Here is a 16832-nt window from a genome sequence, read left to right as displayed (position 1 = left end):
TCAAGCAAAAAATCGTACTATGCGATTTTCGCAGTCCGTTAATAACATATTATTAAACTGAGCGCGGTATAGAAACAAAACTTTAAGGCATTGTTAATGCGTTTATTATTATTACTGACAGTATTGCTTGTTGGCTGTAAAACAACAGAGCATGCAGTGAATGAAATCAGTGAGATATCGCCGGGCACAATTTACTACAAAGGCGAAACTTCCAAAAAAAGTGTCGAAGAGTTTGAAAAACTATTAGTTAGTAGCCGTAACCAAATAGATACCTTAGTGATCAATAGTGAAGGCGGCGACGTTATGGCCGGCCTACATTTAGGTGGCTTAGTGCATGAGTATCAACTCAATGTTGTGGTACGCGAGCTTTGTGCATCGTCTTGCGCTAATTATGTACTTACCGCTAGTCCACATGTGCTTGTTGAAGAGCAAGCCGTTATAGGCTGGCATGGCGGCTCATTACAGCCACTATACGTGCCTATGGAACAGCCTCCTGAAGTTGCTAGCTATATTGCAAAATGGCAAACCGCAGAGCGACAATTTTTCGATATCATCAATGTTGAACAAGCCGTTACTATCATAGGGATGATGCCAGGTATTACCGAGAAACGTGATTCAGCTATGTATAGTTATGATGCCCAAACTCTAAAACGTTTAGGGTTACATATAGAGTTTGCAGGTGCGCAAACGGGGATGTCAGCAAGTGGTGAAAAAGTAGCGCAAGTATTCGAACTTGAGGAGTCTGTTCTTAACCACTTTTTAATGCTCAACGATATTGTTTCAGCAGAACTAATTAACTAATACCGATCTGCTTAATTAAGCGAATTGGTATAACAAAAAAGCCAACATCATGTTGGCTTTTTTTTATCTCATTTAATCTAACTCTAATTGGGCTTTTTCAACACTTTCCGCGGGTAATTCTTTTTGAACAGAAACCCCTAATTCTTTGAACTCAGAGGCTTGCTTAATTAAGTTTCCTTTACCACGGTACAGCTGAGAAAACGCTTTATCGTAGCTTTCTTTGGCGCGGTCTAATTGCTTACCAACCCCTTCCATACTGGTTAGGAAACCATTGAGCTTGTTGTAAAAACGCTCTGCTCGGGCGGCTAGCTCTTTTGAGTATTTAGTTTGCTCTTCAAAACGCCAAAGTTGTTTTACGATGTTCAAACTGGTTAATAACGTCGTTGGTGTTGCAACTAAAATGTTTTTTTCGATTGCTTGCTGATAAATATCACTTTGGTATTTAAGTGCTTCAACAAAAGCCGACTCTATCGGTACAAACATGATCACCACTTCAGGTGAGTTAATACCGGGTAGCCTATCGTAGGCTTTGCTTGCTAACTCGTTAATACGTGATTGCACCGCCGCTACATGCTCTTTAAGCGCTTGCTGTGCTTCAAGCTCGGTATCGGCGTTTACATAGCGTGTATACGCGTTTAAAGAGGTTTTAGCATCAATAACTAAATGGCGTTGCTGGGGTAAATACACCACAACATCTGGGCGTAGACGACCATCTTCAGTGTTAAACGACACTTCACGTTGATAATCTACACCTGCACGCAGCCCAGCGCTGTCGAGTACATTTTCAAGCATTAACTCTCCCCAATTACCTTGGGTTTTCTTTTGTCCTTGTAGTGCTGTACTCAGCCTATCTGCTTGCTCAGTAATAGCTTGGCTTTTAGCCTGTAAATGCAATAACTCTGTTTTTAGCGCAGCACGTTGTTTAAGATCTTCAACGTGGATCAATTCCATCTTATCGCGGAAGCCTTTTAGCTCACCTTGAACCGGTTTTAATAGTTGTTCGATGCTTTCTTGGTTTAGAGTTTTAAAACGCTGAGACTTCTCTTCAAGGATTTGGTTAGCGAGGTTTTCAAACTCTTTTTTGAGTTGCTCTTTGCTCTCTTTGATATGACTAAGCTGCTCTTTAAAGTGCAGCTCTTTTTGCTCTATCGTGCTGCGTAAGGTACTTAATTCAACATCTCGCTGATTAAGAGCCGCTTTAGTCTCAGTGAGTTCGGCTTCAACTCTACGCCAAAATTGGTTGTATTGTTGCGCTTGTTTTTCTTGTTCTACAAAACGGGTTTTAAAATGTTGCGATTCATCACGCTGTTCAGCGTAATCTTGCTGTAACTGTGAAAGCGAAAGTTGGCTTTCTTGCAGTTGCAGCTGCTTTTGCTCTAAATTGCTTTGCTGGATTTGATAGCTATTTTGCAGCTCGGTTAACTGATTTTTTAAGCGACTTTTTTGCAAGGCAAAAATAACACCACTTGCAACTGCACCTACAGCACCACCAAGTACCACACTTTGCCAATTAATCTGTGCAATTAGCTCTGTAATCATAACGAAAACTCAATAACTTGAAGACACATCATCATAACGAATTAGTACTCGGCAGAGTAGGGGAGCAGGCATAAAAAAAGCCAGCTCAAGGTGAGCTGGCTCTAACATTACTAAAATTTAGTAACCAAATGGGAAATCAACATAATGCTTATGTAAACTGCAATTTAACAACAAGCATAATAATAGACGCCCTAAAATTTGATTAGTTCAAAAAAACTTTCAAAAAATTTAATTTTTTATCAAAGCAAGCATTTGATCTTCATCAAACTGAGTAAAACTCATTGATTTTTCGGTAAATAATGCATCGACAAGGGCTTGCTTATGCTGCTGCATTTTAAATACTTTTTGTTCAATTGAGTTGGCCATAATTAATTTATAAACAAACACAGGGTTAGTTTGGCCAATTCGATAGGCTCTATCTGTTGCTTGTTTTTCTACGGCAGGGTTCCACCAAGGATCAAAGTGAATCACTGTATCGGCCTGAGTTAAGTTCAAACCGGTTCCTCCGGCCTTTAAACTAATTAAGAATACAGAGGTATCACCCTGGGTAAACTCAGCAATTACTTTATCGCGATGGCGCGTTTGACCTGTGAGCATACTAAAGCTGATACCCAATTCATTTAATCGTTCAGCAATGACATCAAGCGCCATGGTAAATTGACTAAATATAATCACCTTACGACCTTCACTGAGCATAATTGGTAAATGCTTAGACAACCAATCAAGCTTGGCGCTGCCAGCTTGAGAGCTTGGATCAATCAGTTTTGGATGACAACAAATCTGCCGTAATTTTAATAACGCATCTAAAAACGCAAGTTTACTCTTTTGCACGCCTTGCTGAGCAAATAAATCGACAAGCTTTTGCTCTAGAGATTCTGTAATTCCTGTATAGAGTTCTTTTTGTTTTGCCTCAAACTCAAACTCTTTAATTAGCTCAGTTTTTTCTGGTAGCTCTTGAGTAACCTGTGCTTTAGTGCGGCGTAAGATGAATGGCATGATCAAAGACTTCAATTCATCAGCACGCTGTACATCATTATCACGCTCAATCGGCGTCTGGAAATAATCTTTGTAATGAGCTTGTGAGCCAAGTAAAGAAGGCATGGCAAAATCAAGTAAGGACTTAAGCTCAAAGAGGTTGTTTTCGATAGGTGTGCCACTTAAACATAACTTAAAGTCAGCATTAAGCCGTTTAACTAAGCGCGAAACCTGCGCAGCATCATTTTTAATGTATTGCGCTTCATCAAGAATAATATTTTCAAAATACAGCGGTGAATAAAAAGCGATATCACGTTTAAGTAAAGGGTAGGTCGTTAAAATACAATCTGCCTGTGATAACTGCTGCAATTGCTCGCTGCGAGCAGCACCAAACACGGTAGTAATTTTAAGATGGCTGGCAAACTTATTAATTTCACTTTGCCAGTTTCCAACCAAACTGGTAGGGCAAATAATTAAAGTTGGCCCTGCCTGAGGTAATTGCTTTGCGTTTGCCAAAAAGGCAATAACTTGAAGGGTTTTGCCTAGCCCCATGTCATCAGCTAAAATCCCACCTAGTTGGTGTCGTTTTAAAAAGTTGAGCCAATCAACACCGTGTTGCTGATATTCTCTTAACTGCACTCCCTTGTTTAATCCTTGAATATCGGACTTTTTAATTAACTGTTGCGAATGACTTAATTCCGCTAAATAGGCATCAAGCGTATCATCAACAATATTCACTTTAATGGCTGTCTGCTCTATTAATTGTGGTAAAAATGACAGCGGCATTAAAATTTCATCACGTGTTTTTATGTGTTCAAAACGTTCACGGTATTCATTTAGTTGCGCTATGGCAGCTTTATTAATAACAGCGAAACGCTTGCCTACATTAAAATAGAAGAACTGCTCACTTTGCCTGTTAAGCGATTGAAAGTTTTTATCATCAGTAGTGAAAAGCTGCTGCGTCTTAACACCAGAGATCACTATTTTACTAACTATTTGGTGACCTTTGCCGCGCTGTACTTGAAGTGAAAGTTGCTTTAAAGCTTTACCTACATTTAGATCGTCGTTAATTTTCCAACAGCGTTTTGACAAGTTTGGAATAATTTCAAACTTTAACCAGTGTTCATGTATAACTGATTGTTTATTAAATATAAAATCAGTTTGTAAAGCCCCTTTACAAAGCTCAAAACCAAGGTTAATTAATTCATTTACAACGGTATTCTCGAATGATTGATTAATTATCTCTGCTGGAGCTTGGCTTAAATCATACAAAGAACGTTGGTAATTAAACTTAAGTGATAACCGAATAGTTCCTTCATCATTATTTAAGCTAATGACTGGAAAAACACTACGCGCATTACAAATTTTATTCTCTTTGTACGCATGAGGGATTACCCCTTCACCAAAATTATCACTGAGCTGCTGATAGACTCGATCAAAGTTTTCACTATGTATTGCAGGCATATTTGCTAGTAAGGCAATTTCATCAGCAGTTAAAGGTGTTCTGATGCGACCGACTTTTAGCTTATCAGGGTCAAGGTAAGTAGGCGGTGTTGTTTTTAATAATAACCAATTATCTTGACCTGCGAGTGTCATGCTCAATGAGGTTAGATCTTTATTTTGTTTCCAATCAAACTCTAGAGCTTGCATGGTATCTGCTTTAATAGCTTGGCGAGAACGACCTAAAAATAAACGCTGTGTGGCAATAAGTTGTTGCAAGGCCGCAAAACCCCATTGACCTTTAAGCTCTAACTTACCAAGGGCATTTTGCGAACGGATCCAACTATAAAGTCGAAAGTCAGACTCTAGTAAATCTGTTGGTGTAACAAAGCTATTTAATTGTTGTTCAGTAAGATTGCGGCCAAGGGTATAATTATGCTCGGGATCGAAATTAGCTATTTTAGGCGTTAATGTTACAACCGATTTTTCAACATCTAAAACAAAAAGTAGAACTTGTTTGGCTGTATCATTCGATGCTTGCTTTAATGTTTTAAGCTCACTAAACCAATCATTAATAATATAATCTTCGCCATAGTTGCCTGAATGTTCAATTTTTAACTTAAGTAAAACTGCAGCGATGTGGCGGCATTTTGTTTTTGAACCACATGTACAGTGTGAATCAACCGAAAAACCAGTTGGTAATTTACTGATCTCAATATGCTGGGTAAATGTATTTCCTTCATTACCAAACATAGATGCATCAATAACACTAAAATCACTATTGTGTTCTAACCAGTTGATTTGACCGTTCTGATGATACTCTTTAGCTTTACTTAACACATGCGGCTTAAATAGCTGTTTGATGAATCGTTCAGAAAGAGGAAACTGGGTTTCTTGCTCTTGTTTGATTTCCTCAAAGATAGCTAATAAGTCATTTTTGGATAAGTTAGCAGACATAAAGTTTTTGGCAGTAAAAACAAAAAATAATTCTGCCAGTATATGATCTATCGGCGATGAGCTAAAGCACTAATAAGCCATTTTGGACTGGTTGGAGCTGATAAGTTGGTAAAAAAGTGTTTTATAAAACAGCAATTCGATTTAAAACACAAAAAGCTGATTTAACAAACAGCAATCGCACAAGTTATGAACAACTTATAAACAACGAAGGGGCTTTACAGATCACTTTTTTACTAAGATATGTAAGGAAAACCAAAAAAGAGCTGTAAAGGGGTTATAAGTTAGTAAAATAGTGATCTGAGAGGGTAGGATCTTATGATTATTGCCAAATGAGATCATTATTTTACTAACTAAATAGGAGAACAGATCACGCTTTTACTAACATAAAAAGCGTGATAGATCGTTATTTTACTAACTAATTAAAGCTATTTAATAGCTTTGTTAATTGCTCTAAGCGTTTGTCAGTCATAACTTTATTATCTATTTTCACAGATAGATCACCGCTTTTAATATTGCGCTGTACAACAACAAATTCACTATCAAGTATTGCTTCACGGCGACTGGCCGATACTGGCTCTGCCGTTAAACGTTTAGTGATAGCTAAAGCGCGTTTGTCATCGCTGCTAATAGTCGCAAGCTCAGCATCAGAACTGATTTCGTCAACAAGCTGAGTAAACGCTTGCTCGTCTCGCTCTTTAGCTGCTATGAGCTTTTTAGCGACCTCACGACCTACGTGATTTGCAGTAGGGTAAAGGCTTAAAACTGTTGCTGGAAGATTCTCATAAGCTTTGATTGCATCAGCAATTGCAGTGTGAGACACGCCTTCAATAGCAGCAATTTCACGATAAGAGCCTTTTTTACCTTCAGCAATAAGCTCATCACGGGTCTGTTGATATGCTTGACCAAGCTCCCATAAACTCGGGGCAATGTATTGATCTGAAGAAACGGCAAGAATTTTTGCATCTTGATCTGTAAAGTCTGCAGAGCTTAATACTAAGTAATCAGAATTACTTAAAATACAGGCTTTACGACGACGTGAGCCTGCTAATACAAGCATTTCGTCACCTTTATCCCAACATAGGGCAGGGTGCTGGTTACGGCCGTCTTCAGCAATTGCAGGCAGAATATCGGCAACTGACTTTTCGTTTAGAAGTGATTGTACTCGGCGGTTTTTACCATATACCTTTGTTTTAGCTTCAATTTCAGAGCTAGGGATCACTTTACATACCAACGTAATTTGACGGGTAGGATCACTAGGAGCAGGCATACTGATAACATCACCGGCAGATGCTTTTTCAAGCAATGCATCTAAACTGCTACTTTCAATAGAGGTTGAAAAAGGATCTAAGCTGGTATCATTTTTACGTTTTTTAGCCATCTTTATTATTAACCTTACTTAGCTGTATTTAGTGTTGATTGAGTTGATTGCCAGTTAGATCTGATCAACATTTCAAGTTCATCAACCACATCTTTGATATTTTCTTGAGCACGTAATAGTGACTCGCGACTTGCTAAGCTGTCAGAAGTCTTTTGATCAAAAATGGTATTAAATGATGATGAGCTGGCTGTTATAGCAGAACTATGATTTATAGGGTAACTCATTACTTGACGACCGAACGCACTACGTACATCTTTTACGATATCACGCTGTGAGTGATTGCCTTTCACATAGTTAGTAACTAAGAACTGCATAAAATCCCATCCCTCGTGACCAAGGGCTGCAACTGTATGGTATATCTCACCTAATCGTTTTAAATATTTATTGTTGGCATCAAAGTCTACTGCTTCTGGATGAACAGGAATAAGCATTGATGTAGAAGCCATTAATGCATTATAAAACATAAAGTTAAGAGAAGGAGCTGTGTCAATTAGAATGATATCAAATTGATCTTTTACCGGCTCAATAACTTTCTCTAATAACTTGTGGTAATGACGTGTTTTATCGTAGCTTGAGCTGTCTTTTAGTAAAGTAGCCGTTTCATGCTCAAAATAAAAATCATCCATACCTGAAGGTAAGATACGGATATTAGGAATATGAGTAGGTAGAAATGCACTTGTTACTAATTCATCCCAGGTTTCATTATCTTCAAGTTCAATACAATCACGCATTAAGTCACCTACAGTGATTGGATCTGGTTCACTTGGTGGGAAAAAGCTTGAAGATGAACCTTGTGGGTCAAGGTCAATGATACCAATGCGATAACGTTTAATATTGGTGGTAGCCAGAGCTGCGGCTATATTAACCATACTAGTTGTTTTACCACATCCACCCTTTAGTGAATTAATAACAATAACTTGTAATTTATCATCTAGAGTTCGGTGATCTGGCTTGATATCCATGATATCTGCCATAGCAAAAATATTGACTAACGTATAAGCATAATGACCATTTGCGCCACGTTTGATATTCAATTCATCAAAGTCACCATTGTCATGGCGTCTTTTAAGGGTGCGATTATTACAACCTAGTAGATCAGCAGCGGCTTTTTGAGTGTAAGTGCGAAGTTCTTTTTCTTCAGACTTAAGATGGGCACGGTAATGTTGAATACGTCCTTCTAGCGATTTTTCAGCAACTTCTGCTGTCGCTTTTAGTAACCTATAAGTGGCTAGCGCATTATTATTGATAGACATACTTTCTTCCTCAAAGTTATGCTTTAAGTATAATGTCCATTCAAATTGCTGTAAACAAGTATTTAAGGCGACATGCCTTTTATTAATAAGACATTTAATAAAAATTTGTAACTTTACTTATGCTAAGTATAAATAAGTAAGTTTAATATCGGTTAAATATATAGGTATATAAGGTTAAGATGCTAAAATAGTGTAATATCTAGCTGATTTAATTGAATATTTCATAAAATAGCAGATCATAGTTTTACTTGGTTAAGATCAGATCTCTTATTACTCACAGATCAGCTTATTACTAAGTAAAAAATGGGCTTTTTAGTTATGCACAGCTTAATCACTAAATTACTCACAATTATGTCTGTGTAGATCAAAATTTTACTAACTAAATTAGAAAGTTATACACTGGTACCCAGGTAAATTTAAGCATTTAGTTAGTACGGATCTGATCTATAGTTGGTACAGATCAGATCTATGCTAACTTAAACTTGGTTTATCCACATGCGATTTAAAAAATAGAGATTTATGTCGTGTAAATAAGCCTTAAAAAGTAGATTCACCGGACATAAATTGAACTGAGTTAGTAAAATCGCCACCTATGAACTATAACTTAGTAAAAATCTGATCTGAAAATTAGCAATTACGAGAGAGTTAGTATAAATCTGATCCTAAGAAATTAATTGAGATCGGATCAAGTTTTTACTAACTTAAACATTTAACTTTTTAAGTTTTATGTGTTGTTATTAACTGTCGAAGAAAAATTGGAAATAAGAACAATGAGCCGAAAGGTCAACATCTCGGTAGATAACTTACCCGACACATTACGCGGGCAGATCCACGGGGTGGAAAGTGCAATAGATAATGAAAGTCTAGCACTATTTACAGACAACAAAGATGTGCGCGTTTCAATTGAAAATGCTGCTCATGGTTTGAGAGCTTACTCAAATACATTTAATCATTATGATTTATGGGGACGTTTTGTCCGTTCTGGTCATAAAAAGCTTCCGGTTGAAGAAGCACCAAAGAAAACAATCGTTACACGCAGAATCTCTGAAAAAGTAGACGGCATTCTTTATGATGGCGAAATAAAAATTACACCTGCGGTAGTAAGCACTCGTAAAGATGGTGAAGATGTTGAATATCTTGTTTGGCCATCTGACCGAGAAGAAAAAGTCGAGCGAGCTCTGATCCGTTTAGCTTCTAAAGGTAAAATTGTAAAAATTAATTTTAAATCGGGTATTCAATACGCGGTTGTTTTTTCAATGAATGAATTGGCGCAAGAGCTGAAAGCTGTTGGCCAGTCGATGCCATATCCTCAAATTAAAGAATCTTTAGAAGCATTACAAGGTTCTAAACTTTCATTTAGATATTCAGCAACCGACACCCGCAATTCTGATATTGATGATTCATTTTACGAATCGAATATGAACTTTTTATCGTCACTGCACTTTAGTGGCAAGAAAGGTCAAGGTGGTAACGTAAAATGTGTTGCATGTTTAAATGCGTTCGTACATAACATGATCGATAATCTTGAATATAAAGGTTATTACTTTAATAGTGCACAAGAATTAAAGCGTGGTTTATCACGTTGGATGATGCTGCGTTTGTATCATTTATGGCGTTATGCTGCACCGGGTAAAACCTACCATTTTCGACTTTTATCAATTATGGAAAAGTACGGATCAATCTACTCGACAGATGAAATAACAGAAAACAAATTGAAAGCATTGCGTCGTGATATGACGACAACAATGAAAGATTTGATCGAGAAAGGTGCAATTTCAGAATATAACATTACCAACGTTAAAGATGATAAAACAGGTAATATTATTGATTACACTTACGAGATGCATCCGTCTGACCAATTTTGTGATGAGATTCTTACACTAAATAAGCATAATAAACGAATCGAAATACAAGGTGGCAAACGCATTGTTGAGAATGCAGTTTTAATTGATGAAGATAAAATTGAAGAAATAGTTGAAGACTAATTTCTTTAATACTACTAACTACAAACAAAAGGCCACATAAGTGGCCTTTTTAACATAATCAATCTGTTACTTGTTCTAAGTAAAGTCTATCTACTAAGAAATCATATTCTCTTTTACGAGGATGGCTTTGTGGTTTTTGATAATCAGATAACGTACCAAGTTTTACATCTGGTTCAGGGTTTATCAATATAAATGGTAAAGCAGCGCTAACATGATATCTGTTCTGAGCAGTGTATCTCACATTAACTTGTGGGCTTACCCTTGTTGGTCTACGAATTCGTAATTTCTCTTTATCACCTAAACTTGCAACACGACTTTGTTCTTGTGCAACAAGTGCTTGCCAAGAATGTTGATCGATCATTCTTGGATTTGAATAACTTGCAGACTTTTCTAACATAGCGAGTGCCATTTTTTTCGTTAGTGTTTTAGTTGCATGTTTGTGCATCCAAGTAAAACGAACAGAGTAGGGTGACTCTGTTTCATAGTGAATTTTACGATAGGCAGCTAAAGTAATTAAGTTTGGCACAGCATTATGAACAGCTTCAAAGCGTGCATCGTTATTATCGATAGCCAACACACAATTTTTAAAATCAGCTTTGGCTTTGTTTATTTGATTGATTCTGGCGGTAATATTTTGTTTATCAACATCTTTAAGCACTAATAAGCCAGGATGCCTTTTAAGTACTCGACTACTTAAGCCCGTCTTTTTATAAAAATCACCAAACGAATTAATGATTTGTTTTTGTGCATCAGCACCTTCAACTTTTATGACAGGTATTGCCGAAGGGACTTTTTTCTCATCGTTTATATCAATATCAGGTAATTGATAATATGACGCTTTATGAAAATCAAGCTGTTTTAATTCATCACAAAATAGGTGGGTTAACTCATTAACTAAATCAAACTGACTGCGAATTTCAAGTTTAGTACTCATAGGAACACATCTTACATATAGATTCCCTAAGTTTAACCTTATCACTTGACCTTTTAAATATTTATTTCACTCAGACGTTGACCTTACATTCTCCTTTAGTAAAGTATGATGTGTTCCTTATTTGTAGTGCTTAGCATGTATTTTTATTATTTCAACTTAGTGATAAAAAAGTGTTTTTAACTAGCGTAAAGCTGAGGTTACACTAGTGCTATCTAATAGTAAGATGTGTTCTTATATATTCTGTAATAGAAGTTCGCTATACACAGCAGGTAACTTACTGTTCTATAGTGTTTAAATCGTTATTTTTTAATTATTCATAGCTAAAGTATTTATCAAATAACTAAATAATTACAAATAGCTGAATATTGTCCTTGAACTTAGTACCTGCAATAAGTTAGTTTTCGTTAACGGTCTATGTTAGGAATGAGGAAAGAACATGCAATCGTGGAACCCAGACAGCTGGAGAAAACTGCCGATACTTCAGCAGCCAGAGTACCCAGATCAAGAAGCCCTAAAATCAGTTGAGGGGCAATTAAAAAGTGCACCACCTTTAGTTTTTGCTGAAGAGACGCGTAGCTTATATAAACAACTAGAAGCTGTATGTGAGGGCAGAGCCTTCTTATTACAAGGTGGTGATTGTGCGGAGTCATTCAGTGACTTTAACGCAGCGAATATCCGCGACACTTTTAAAACACTTTTACAAATGGCCGTCGTTTTAACTTATGGTGGTAAATGCCCTGTTGTTAAAATTGCACGTATGGCTGGTCAGTATGCTAAGCCACGCTCATCAGATTACGAAACGATTGACGGTGTTTCATTGCCTTCATACCGTGGTGATATCATCAATAACTTTGAATTTACAGAGCAAGCGCGTATTCCAGATCCACAGCGCTTAATGACGGCGTACCATCACAGTGCAGCAACGTTAAATTTATTACGTGCATTTGCCCAAGGTGGATTAGCTGATTTACATCAAGTAAACCGTTGGAACATGGGTTTTGTTGCTGCAAATCCACTTAAAGAGAAATACCAACAGTTAGCAGACAGAATTCAAGATGCCCTTGAATTTATGGAAGTGTGCGGTATCGACTCAACAGTTGCACCAAGCTTAAAAGAAACAGACTTATTTACATCACACGAAGCATTATTATTAGGCTACGAAGAAGCATTAACACGTCGTGACCATCTATCAGGTGACTGGTACGATTGTTCTGCACACTTTGTTTGGATTGGTGAGCGTACACGTCAGTTAGATCACGCACATATCGAGTTCTTTAAAGGTATTAAAAACCCAATCGGTGTGAAAGTTGGCCCTGGTATGGACCCAGACGAGCTAATTAAACTTATAGATGCCGTTAACCCAGATAACATTCCTGGGCGCTTAACATTAATTACCAGAATGGGTGCTGATGTACTTCCAGAGAAACTGCCGGCACTGGTACGCAAAGTACAACAAGAAGGCCGTAAAGTAATTTGGAGCTCTGATCCAATGCATGGTAATACAGAAAAAGCGAGCTCAGGCTACAAAACAAGAAGCTTTAATAATATCCTTCGTGAAATTAGCCAGTTCTTCGCAGTTCATAAAGCTGAGGGTTCATACCCAGGCGGTGTTCACCTTGAAATGACTGGCCAACACGTAACTGAATGTACCGGTGGTGCGTATGGTTTATCTGATGAAGACTTAGCACAACGTTATCGCACACAGTGCGACCCGCGTTTAAATGCTGACCAAGTATTAGAACTTGGTTTCTTAGTCGCAGATTTATTAAAAGACGCACGTAAGTAACTTATAAGTTATACAAAAAAGGCTGCTATTTGCAGCCTTTTTTAATGTCCGATACTAAAGAAAGTTAGTACTTACGTCTTTCAAGACCTGTATCAGATATAATCTTTGCAGATATTTCTTCAACCGAATGATGTGTTGAATTTAAATATTGAATCTTTTGTTTTTTATAAAGCATTTCTACTTCACGAACTTCAATTCGACACTGTTTTAAAGACGCATATTTAGAGTTCGCCATACGACGTTGGCGAATATCAGCAAGGCGAACAGGATCAATTGTTAAACCAAATAGCTTATGTTTGTAGGCCTTTAAACATTCAGGAAGGGTGCCACGCTCTAAATCATCTTCTGTAAGTGGATAGTTGGCTGCTTTTATGCCGTACTGCAAAGCTAGATATAAACTAGTCGGTGTTTTACCACTTCGGCTAACGCCGACAAGAATAATGTCTGCCTCAGAATAATTTTTTATATTAGCGCCATCATCATTGGTCAACGCATAGTTCACCGCATCAATTCTAAAGTCATAGCTTTTCTCATGCATTGAATGTGTTCTATGTACTTTTGGTACAGGGGCAACATTGAGTTCTTGAGCGATTTTATCACTGTATTGCGATAAAAAGTCATAACATACCGCACATGACGATTTTATAATTTCACTTAATTCATGGTTCACAAAAGTGAAAAATACCAAAGGTTGCTCACCATCTCGTTGAGCTGTTGAGTTAATTAAGTTCCTAACTTCGTTTGCTTTTTTTTCTGTTTCAACAAAAGGAATTGTTTTGTGATTAAACTCCACAGGAAACATAGATAAGGTCGCATGACCAAAGACTTCGGAGGTGATAGCTGTTCCATCAGAGATATAAAATGCAGTTCTCATATTTAACCTTTTTATTACCTTTATCTGCAAAATAGGGGCTTCACGGTTTACGTGAGGTCTGTTGCCAGTGTAGAATGACTACGACCTTTTTAGAAGGTTTTCTTTCTTAACTCTCACAGTTAGTACTACAATTTGTTTATGGAGAAAGATCCGTGCAAGAATACGTTCTCTGGTATCAAGAGCTTGGTATGCAAGATGTTCCACGTGTTGGCGGTAAAAACGCTTCACTGGGTGAAATGATCTCAAACCTAGCTAACGCTGGTGTTCAAGTGCCAGGTGGTTTCGCTACAACCGCTGATGCATTCAATGAGTTTCTAGAGCAATCTGGTTTAAACTCAAAAATCCACGATATTTTAGACACATTGGATGTGGATGATGTAAATACACTCGCTAAAGTCGGTGCCGAAATCCGCCAATGGATTATCGACACACCATTCCAACCTAACCTAGACCAAGCCATTCGCGACGCATACAGCCAATTACATGGCGACGCATCTCAAGATGTATCATTTGCAGTTCGCTCATCTGCAACAGCAGAAGACATGCCAGACGCTTCATTTGCAGGACAACAAGAAACGTTTTTAAACGTACGTGGTATTGATTCAGTTATGACTGCAATCAAACACGTGTTTGCCTCACTATTTAATGACCGCGCTATTTCTTACCGTGTTCACCAAGGTTATGATCACCGTGGTGTTGCATTATCAGCTGGTATCCAACGCATGGTTCGTTCAGATAAAGCAGCTTCAGGTGTTATGTTCAGTATTGATACTGAATCTGGCTTTGAAGATGTAGTATTTGTAACGTCAAGCTATGGTCTTGGGGAAATGGTTGTACAGGGTGCTGTAAACCCAGATGAATTCTATGTTCACAAACCAACACTTGCTAACGGTAAACCTGCTGTAGTTCGCCGTAACATTGGTTCTAAAGCAATCCAAATGATTTACTCTGCAGATGAATCACACGGTAAGCAAGTTGAAATTGTTGATGTAGATTCTGCACTATCAAACAAATTCTCAATCACAGATGCTGAAGTTCAAGAACTTGCAAAGCAAGCTGTGATCATTGAAAAACACTACGGTCGTCCAATGGACATCGAGTGGGCAAAAGATGGTAACGACGGTAAGCTTTATATTGTTCAAGCACGTCCAGAAACTGTTCGTTCAAATGAAGACGCAAACGTAATGGAACGTTTCCAACTAAACGGCACAGGTGCTGTTGTAGTTGAAGGCCGTGCTATTGGTCACAAAATTGGTTCAGGTACTGTTCGTGTACTTAATTCAATTGACGAAATGGACAAAGTACAACAAGGTGACATCCTAGTTACTGACATGACTGACCCAGATTGGGAGCCAATCATGAAACGTGCCGCTGCGATTGTAACAAACCGTGGTGGCCGTACTTGTCACGCTGCAATCATTGCTCGTGAACTTGGTATTCCTGCAGTTGTTGGTTGTGGTAATGCAACTGATTTAATTAAAGCAGGTCAGGATGTAACAGTATCGTGTGCCGAAGGTGACACAGGTTATATCTACGAAGGTATTTTAGATTACGAAGTACTTACTTCACGTGTTGATGAAATGCCAGAATTACCAATGAAAATTATGATGAACGTGGGTAACCCAGATCGTGCATTCGACTTCGCGCGTTTACCACATGCTGGCGTTGGTCTTGCTCGTGTAGAATTCGTAATCAACCGTATGATCGGTGTTCATCCTAAAGCACTTCTTAACTTTGATGCGCAATCTGATGAGCTTAAAGCTGAAATTTCAGAAATGATGGCAGGTTATGAATCGCCAGTTGAATTCTATATTTCTAAGCTTGTTGAAGGTATTGCAACACTAGGTTGTGCATTTGCACCTGAGCGTGTAATCGTTCGTATGTCTGACTTTAAGTCTAACGAATATGCAAACCTTGTTGGCGGCCAGCAATATGAGCCGGAAGAAGAAAACCCAATGATTGGTTTCCGTGGTGCAGCGCGTTATATCTCTGAAGATTTCCGTGACTGTTTCGCGTTAGAGTGTGAAGCAATTAAACGTGTTCGCAACGAAATGGGTATGACTAACATCGAAATCATGATCCCATTTGTACGTACACTTGAAGAAGGTAAACGCGTTATTGAATTACTTGAAGAGCACGGCCTAAAACGTGGCGAAAATGGTCTTAAAGTAATCATGATGTGTGAATTACCATCAAACGCTTTACTAGCAGATGAGTTCTTAGAGTATTTCGATGGTTTCTCTATCGGTTCAAACGACTTAACTCAGTTAACATTAGGTCTTGACCGTGATTCAGGTTTAATTGCACATCTATTTGATGAGCGTAACCCTGCAATCAAGAAACTATTATCAATGGCTATTCAAACAGCTAAAGCAAAAGGCAAATACGTAGGTATTTGTGGCCAGGGTCCTTCAGATCATGAAGACTTTGCAGCTTGGTTAGTTGAGCAGGGCATTGATTCTGTTTCTCTAAACCCAGATACAGTATTAGAAACTTGGTTATATCTTGCTAAAAAATTAGCCGACTAAGTACTTTATTTAGCTAAAATAAAGAACCTAATATAAAAAATGCCAGCAATTAGCTGGCATTTTTGTTACTTCGAAGGACAACACGCCCTTTAAATCAGCGAGCAAGTTTTTTATCAATATAAGCACATGACCTAGTGAGTGCCTTTTGACACAAGGTTAAATAATCACGCGCTTTAGGGTAATAAAATGATAAACAAAAAAGCCCTGCAATAAAAAAAATAAGCGAAGGTCCAGGTACAACAATAAAAACTAAGCCCAGTAGTAAACTTAGTAAACCCAAACTGATTAATGCAATTTTCTTCATATCCATATCTCTTTGATGCTTTTATAAACAGTATAAAAGTAATGCTTTCAAAATCGATAAAAAGAGTGTTACAAACTG

Annotated in this window: 11 protein-coding genes; 4 read left to right on the top strand and 7 right to left on the bottom strand. The window is 37.8% G+C overall.

What is annotated here, in order from left to right:
• Positions 1-96: 96 nt before the first annotated feature.
• Entirely contained in the window at positions 97-801 is a 705-nt protein-coding gene (locus L1267_RS01950; RefSeq protein ID WP_135926635.1) for a hypothetical protein, read from the top strand.
• Positions 802-873: 72 nt separating this feature from the next.
• On the opposite strand, the gene rmuC is transcribed toward L1267_RS01950, so the two are convergent.
• From rmuC to L1267_RS01930, 4 genes are all read right to left on the bottom strand, one after another.
• Positions 874-2340 carry a DNA recombination protein RmuC gene (gene rmuC, locus L1267_RS01945; RefSeq protein ID WP_235381979.1) on the bottom strand — a complete coding sequence of 489 codons (1467 nt, stop codon included), beginning with the start codon at positions 2338-2340 and terminating at the stop codon, positions 874-876.
• Between the two features lie 228 nt (positions 2341-2568).
• Positions 2569-5712 carry a DEAD/DEAH box helicase gene (locus tag L1267_RS01940; RefSeq protein ID WP_235381978.1) on the bottom strand — a complete coding sequence of 1048 codons (3144 nt, stop codon included), beginning with the start codon at positions 5710-5712 and terminating at the stop codon, positions 2569-2571.
• A 415-nt stretch (positions 5713-6127) separates the two neighbouring features.
• Positions 6128-7090: a transcriptional regulator gene (locus tag L1267_RS01935; protein ID WP_235381977.1), complete on the bottom strand. Its 963-nt coding sequence runs from the start codon at positions 7088-7090 to the stop codon at positions 6128-6130.
• A gap of 14 nt (positions 7091-7104) precedes the next feature.
• Positions 7105-8343 (bottom strand): AAA family ATPase, encoded by a 1239-nt coding sequence (locus tag L1267_RS01930; protein ID WP_135926631.1) that lies wholly within the window; start codon positions 8341-8343, stop codon positions 7105-7107.
• A 770-nt stretch (positions 8344-9113) separates the two neighbouring features.
• Between L1267_RS01930 and L1267_RS01925 the strand changes: the two genes are divergently transcribed.
• Positions 9114-10328 carry a hypothetical protein gene (locus tag L1267_RS01925; RefSeq protein ID WP_063703764.1) on the top strand — a complete coding sequence of 405 codons (1215 nt, stop codon included), beginning with the start codon at positions 9114-9116 and terminating at the stop codon, positions 10326-10328.
• A gap of 58 nt (positions 10329-10386) precedes the next feature.
• On the opposite strand, the gene L1267_RS01920 is transcribed toward L1267_RS01925, so the two are convergent.
• Positions 10387-11262, bottom strand: coding sequence for a DNA replication terminus site-binding protein (locus L1267_RS01920; protein ID WP_138556532.1), 876 nt, complete (start codon positions 11260-11262; stop codon positions 10387-10389).
• A gap of 436 nt (positions 11263-11698) precedes the next feature.
• Here L1267_RS01920 and L1267_RS01915 point away from each other — a divergent pair, with 436 nt between their 5' ends.
• Positions 11699-13048, top strand: coding sequence for a class II 3-deoxy-7-phosphoheptulonate synthase (locus L1267_RS01915; RefSeq protein ID WP_135926629.1), 1350 nt, complete (start codon positions 11699-11701; stop codon positions 13046-13048).
• 64 nt (positions 13049-13112) lie between these two features.
• Here the strand turns inward: L1267_RS01915 and ppsR are convergent, their stop codons facing one another.
• On the bottom strand, positions 13113-13922 hold the full coding sequence (gene ppsR, locus L1267_RS01910) for a posphoenolpyruvate synthetase regulatory kinase/phosphorylase PpsR (protein ID WP_135926628.1): 810 nt from the start codon (positions 13920-13922) through the stop codon (positions 13113-13115).
• A 152-nt stretch (positions 13923-14074) separates the two neighbouring features.
• Between ppsR and ppsA the strand changes: the two genes are divergently transcribed.
• A complete protein-coding gene (gene ppsA / locus L1267_RS01905) occupies positions 14075-16450 on the top strand; it encodes a phosphoenolpyruvate synthase (RefSeq protein WP_235381976.1) in 2376 nt (791 codons plus the stop codon).
• A 94-nt stretch (positions 16451-16544) separates the two neighbouring features.
• Here the strand turns inward: ppsA and L1267_RS01900 are convergent, their stop codons facing one another.
• Positions 16545-16754, bottom strand: a complete 210-nt coding sequence (locus tag L1267_RS01900; RefSeq protein WP_135926626.1) for a PGPGW domain-containing protein — start codon at positions 16752-16754, stop codon at positions 16545-16547.
• Between the last annotated feature and the right edge of the window lie 78 nt (positions 16755-16832).

The organism is Pseudoalteromonas sp. OFAV1 (genome assembly GCF_021532595.1).
Lineage (GTDB): Bacteria > Pseudomonadota > Gammaproteobacteria > Enterobacterales > Alteromonadaceae > Pseudoalteromonas > Pseudoalteromonas lipolytica_C.
Note: the sequence above shows the minus strand (reverse complement) of the source record. Positions and strands in the feature narration are given on the sequence as shown.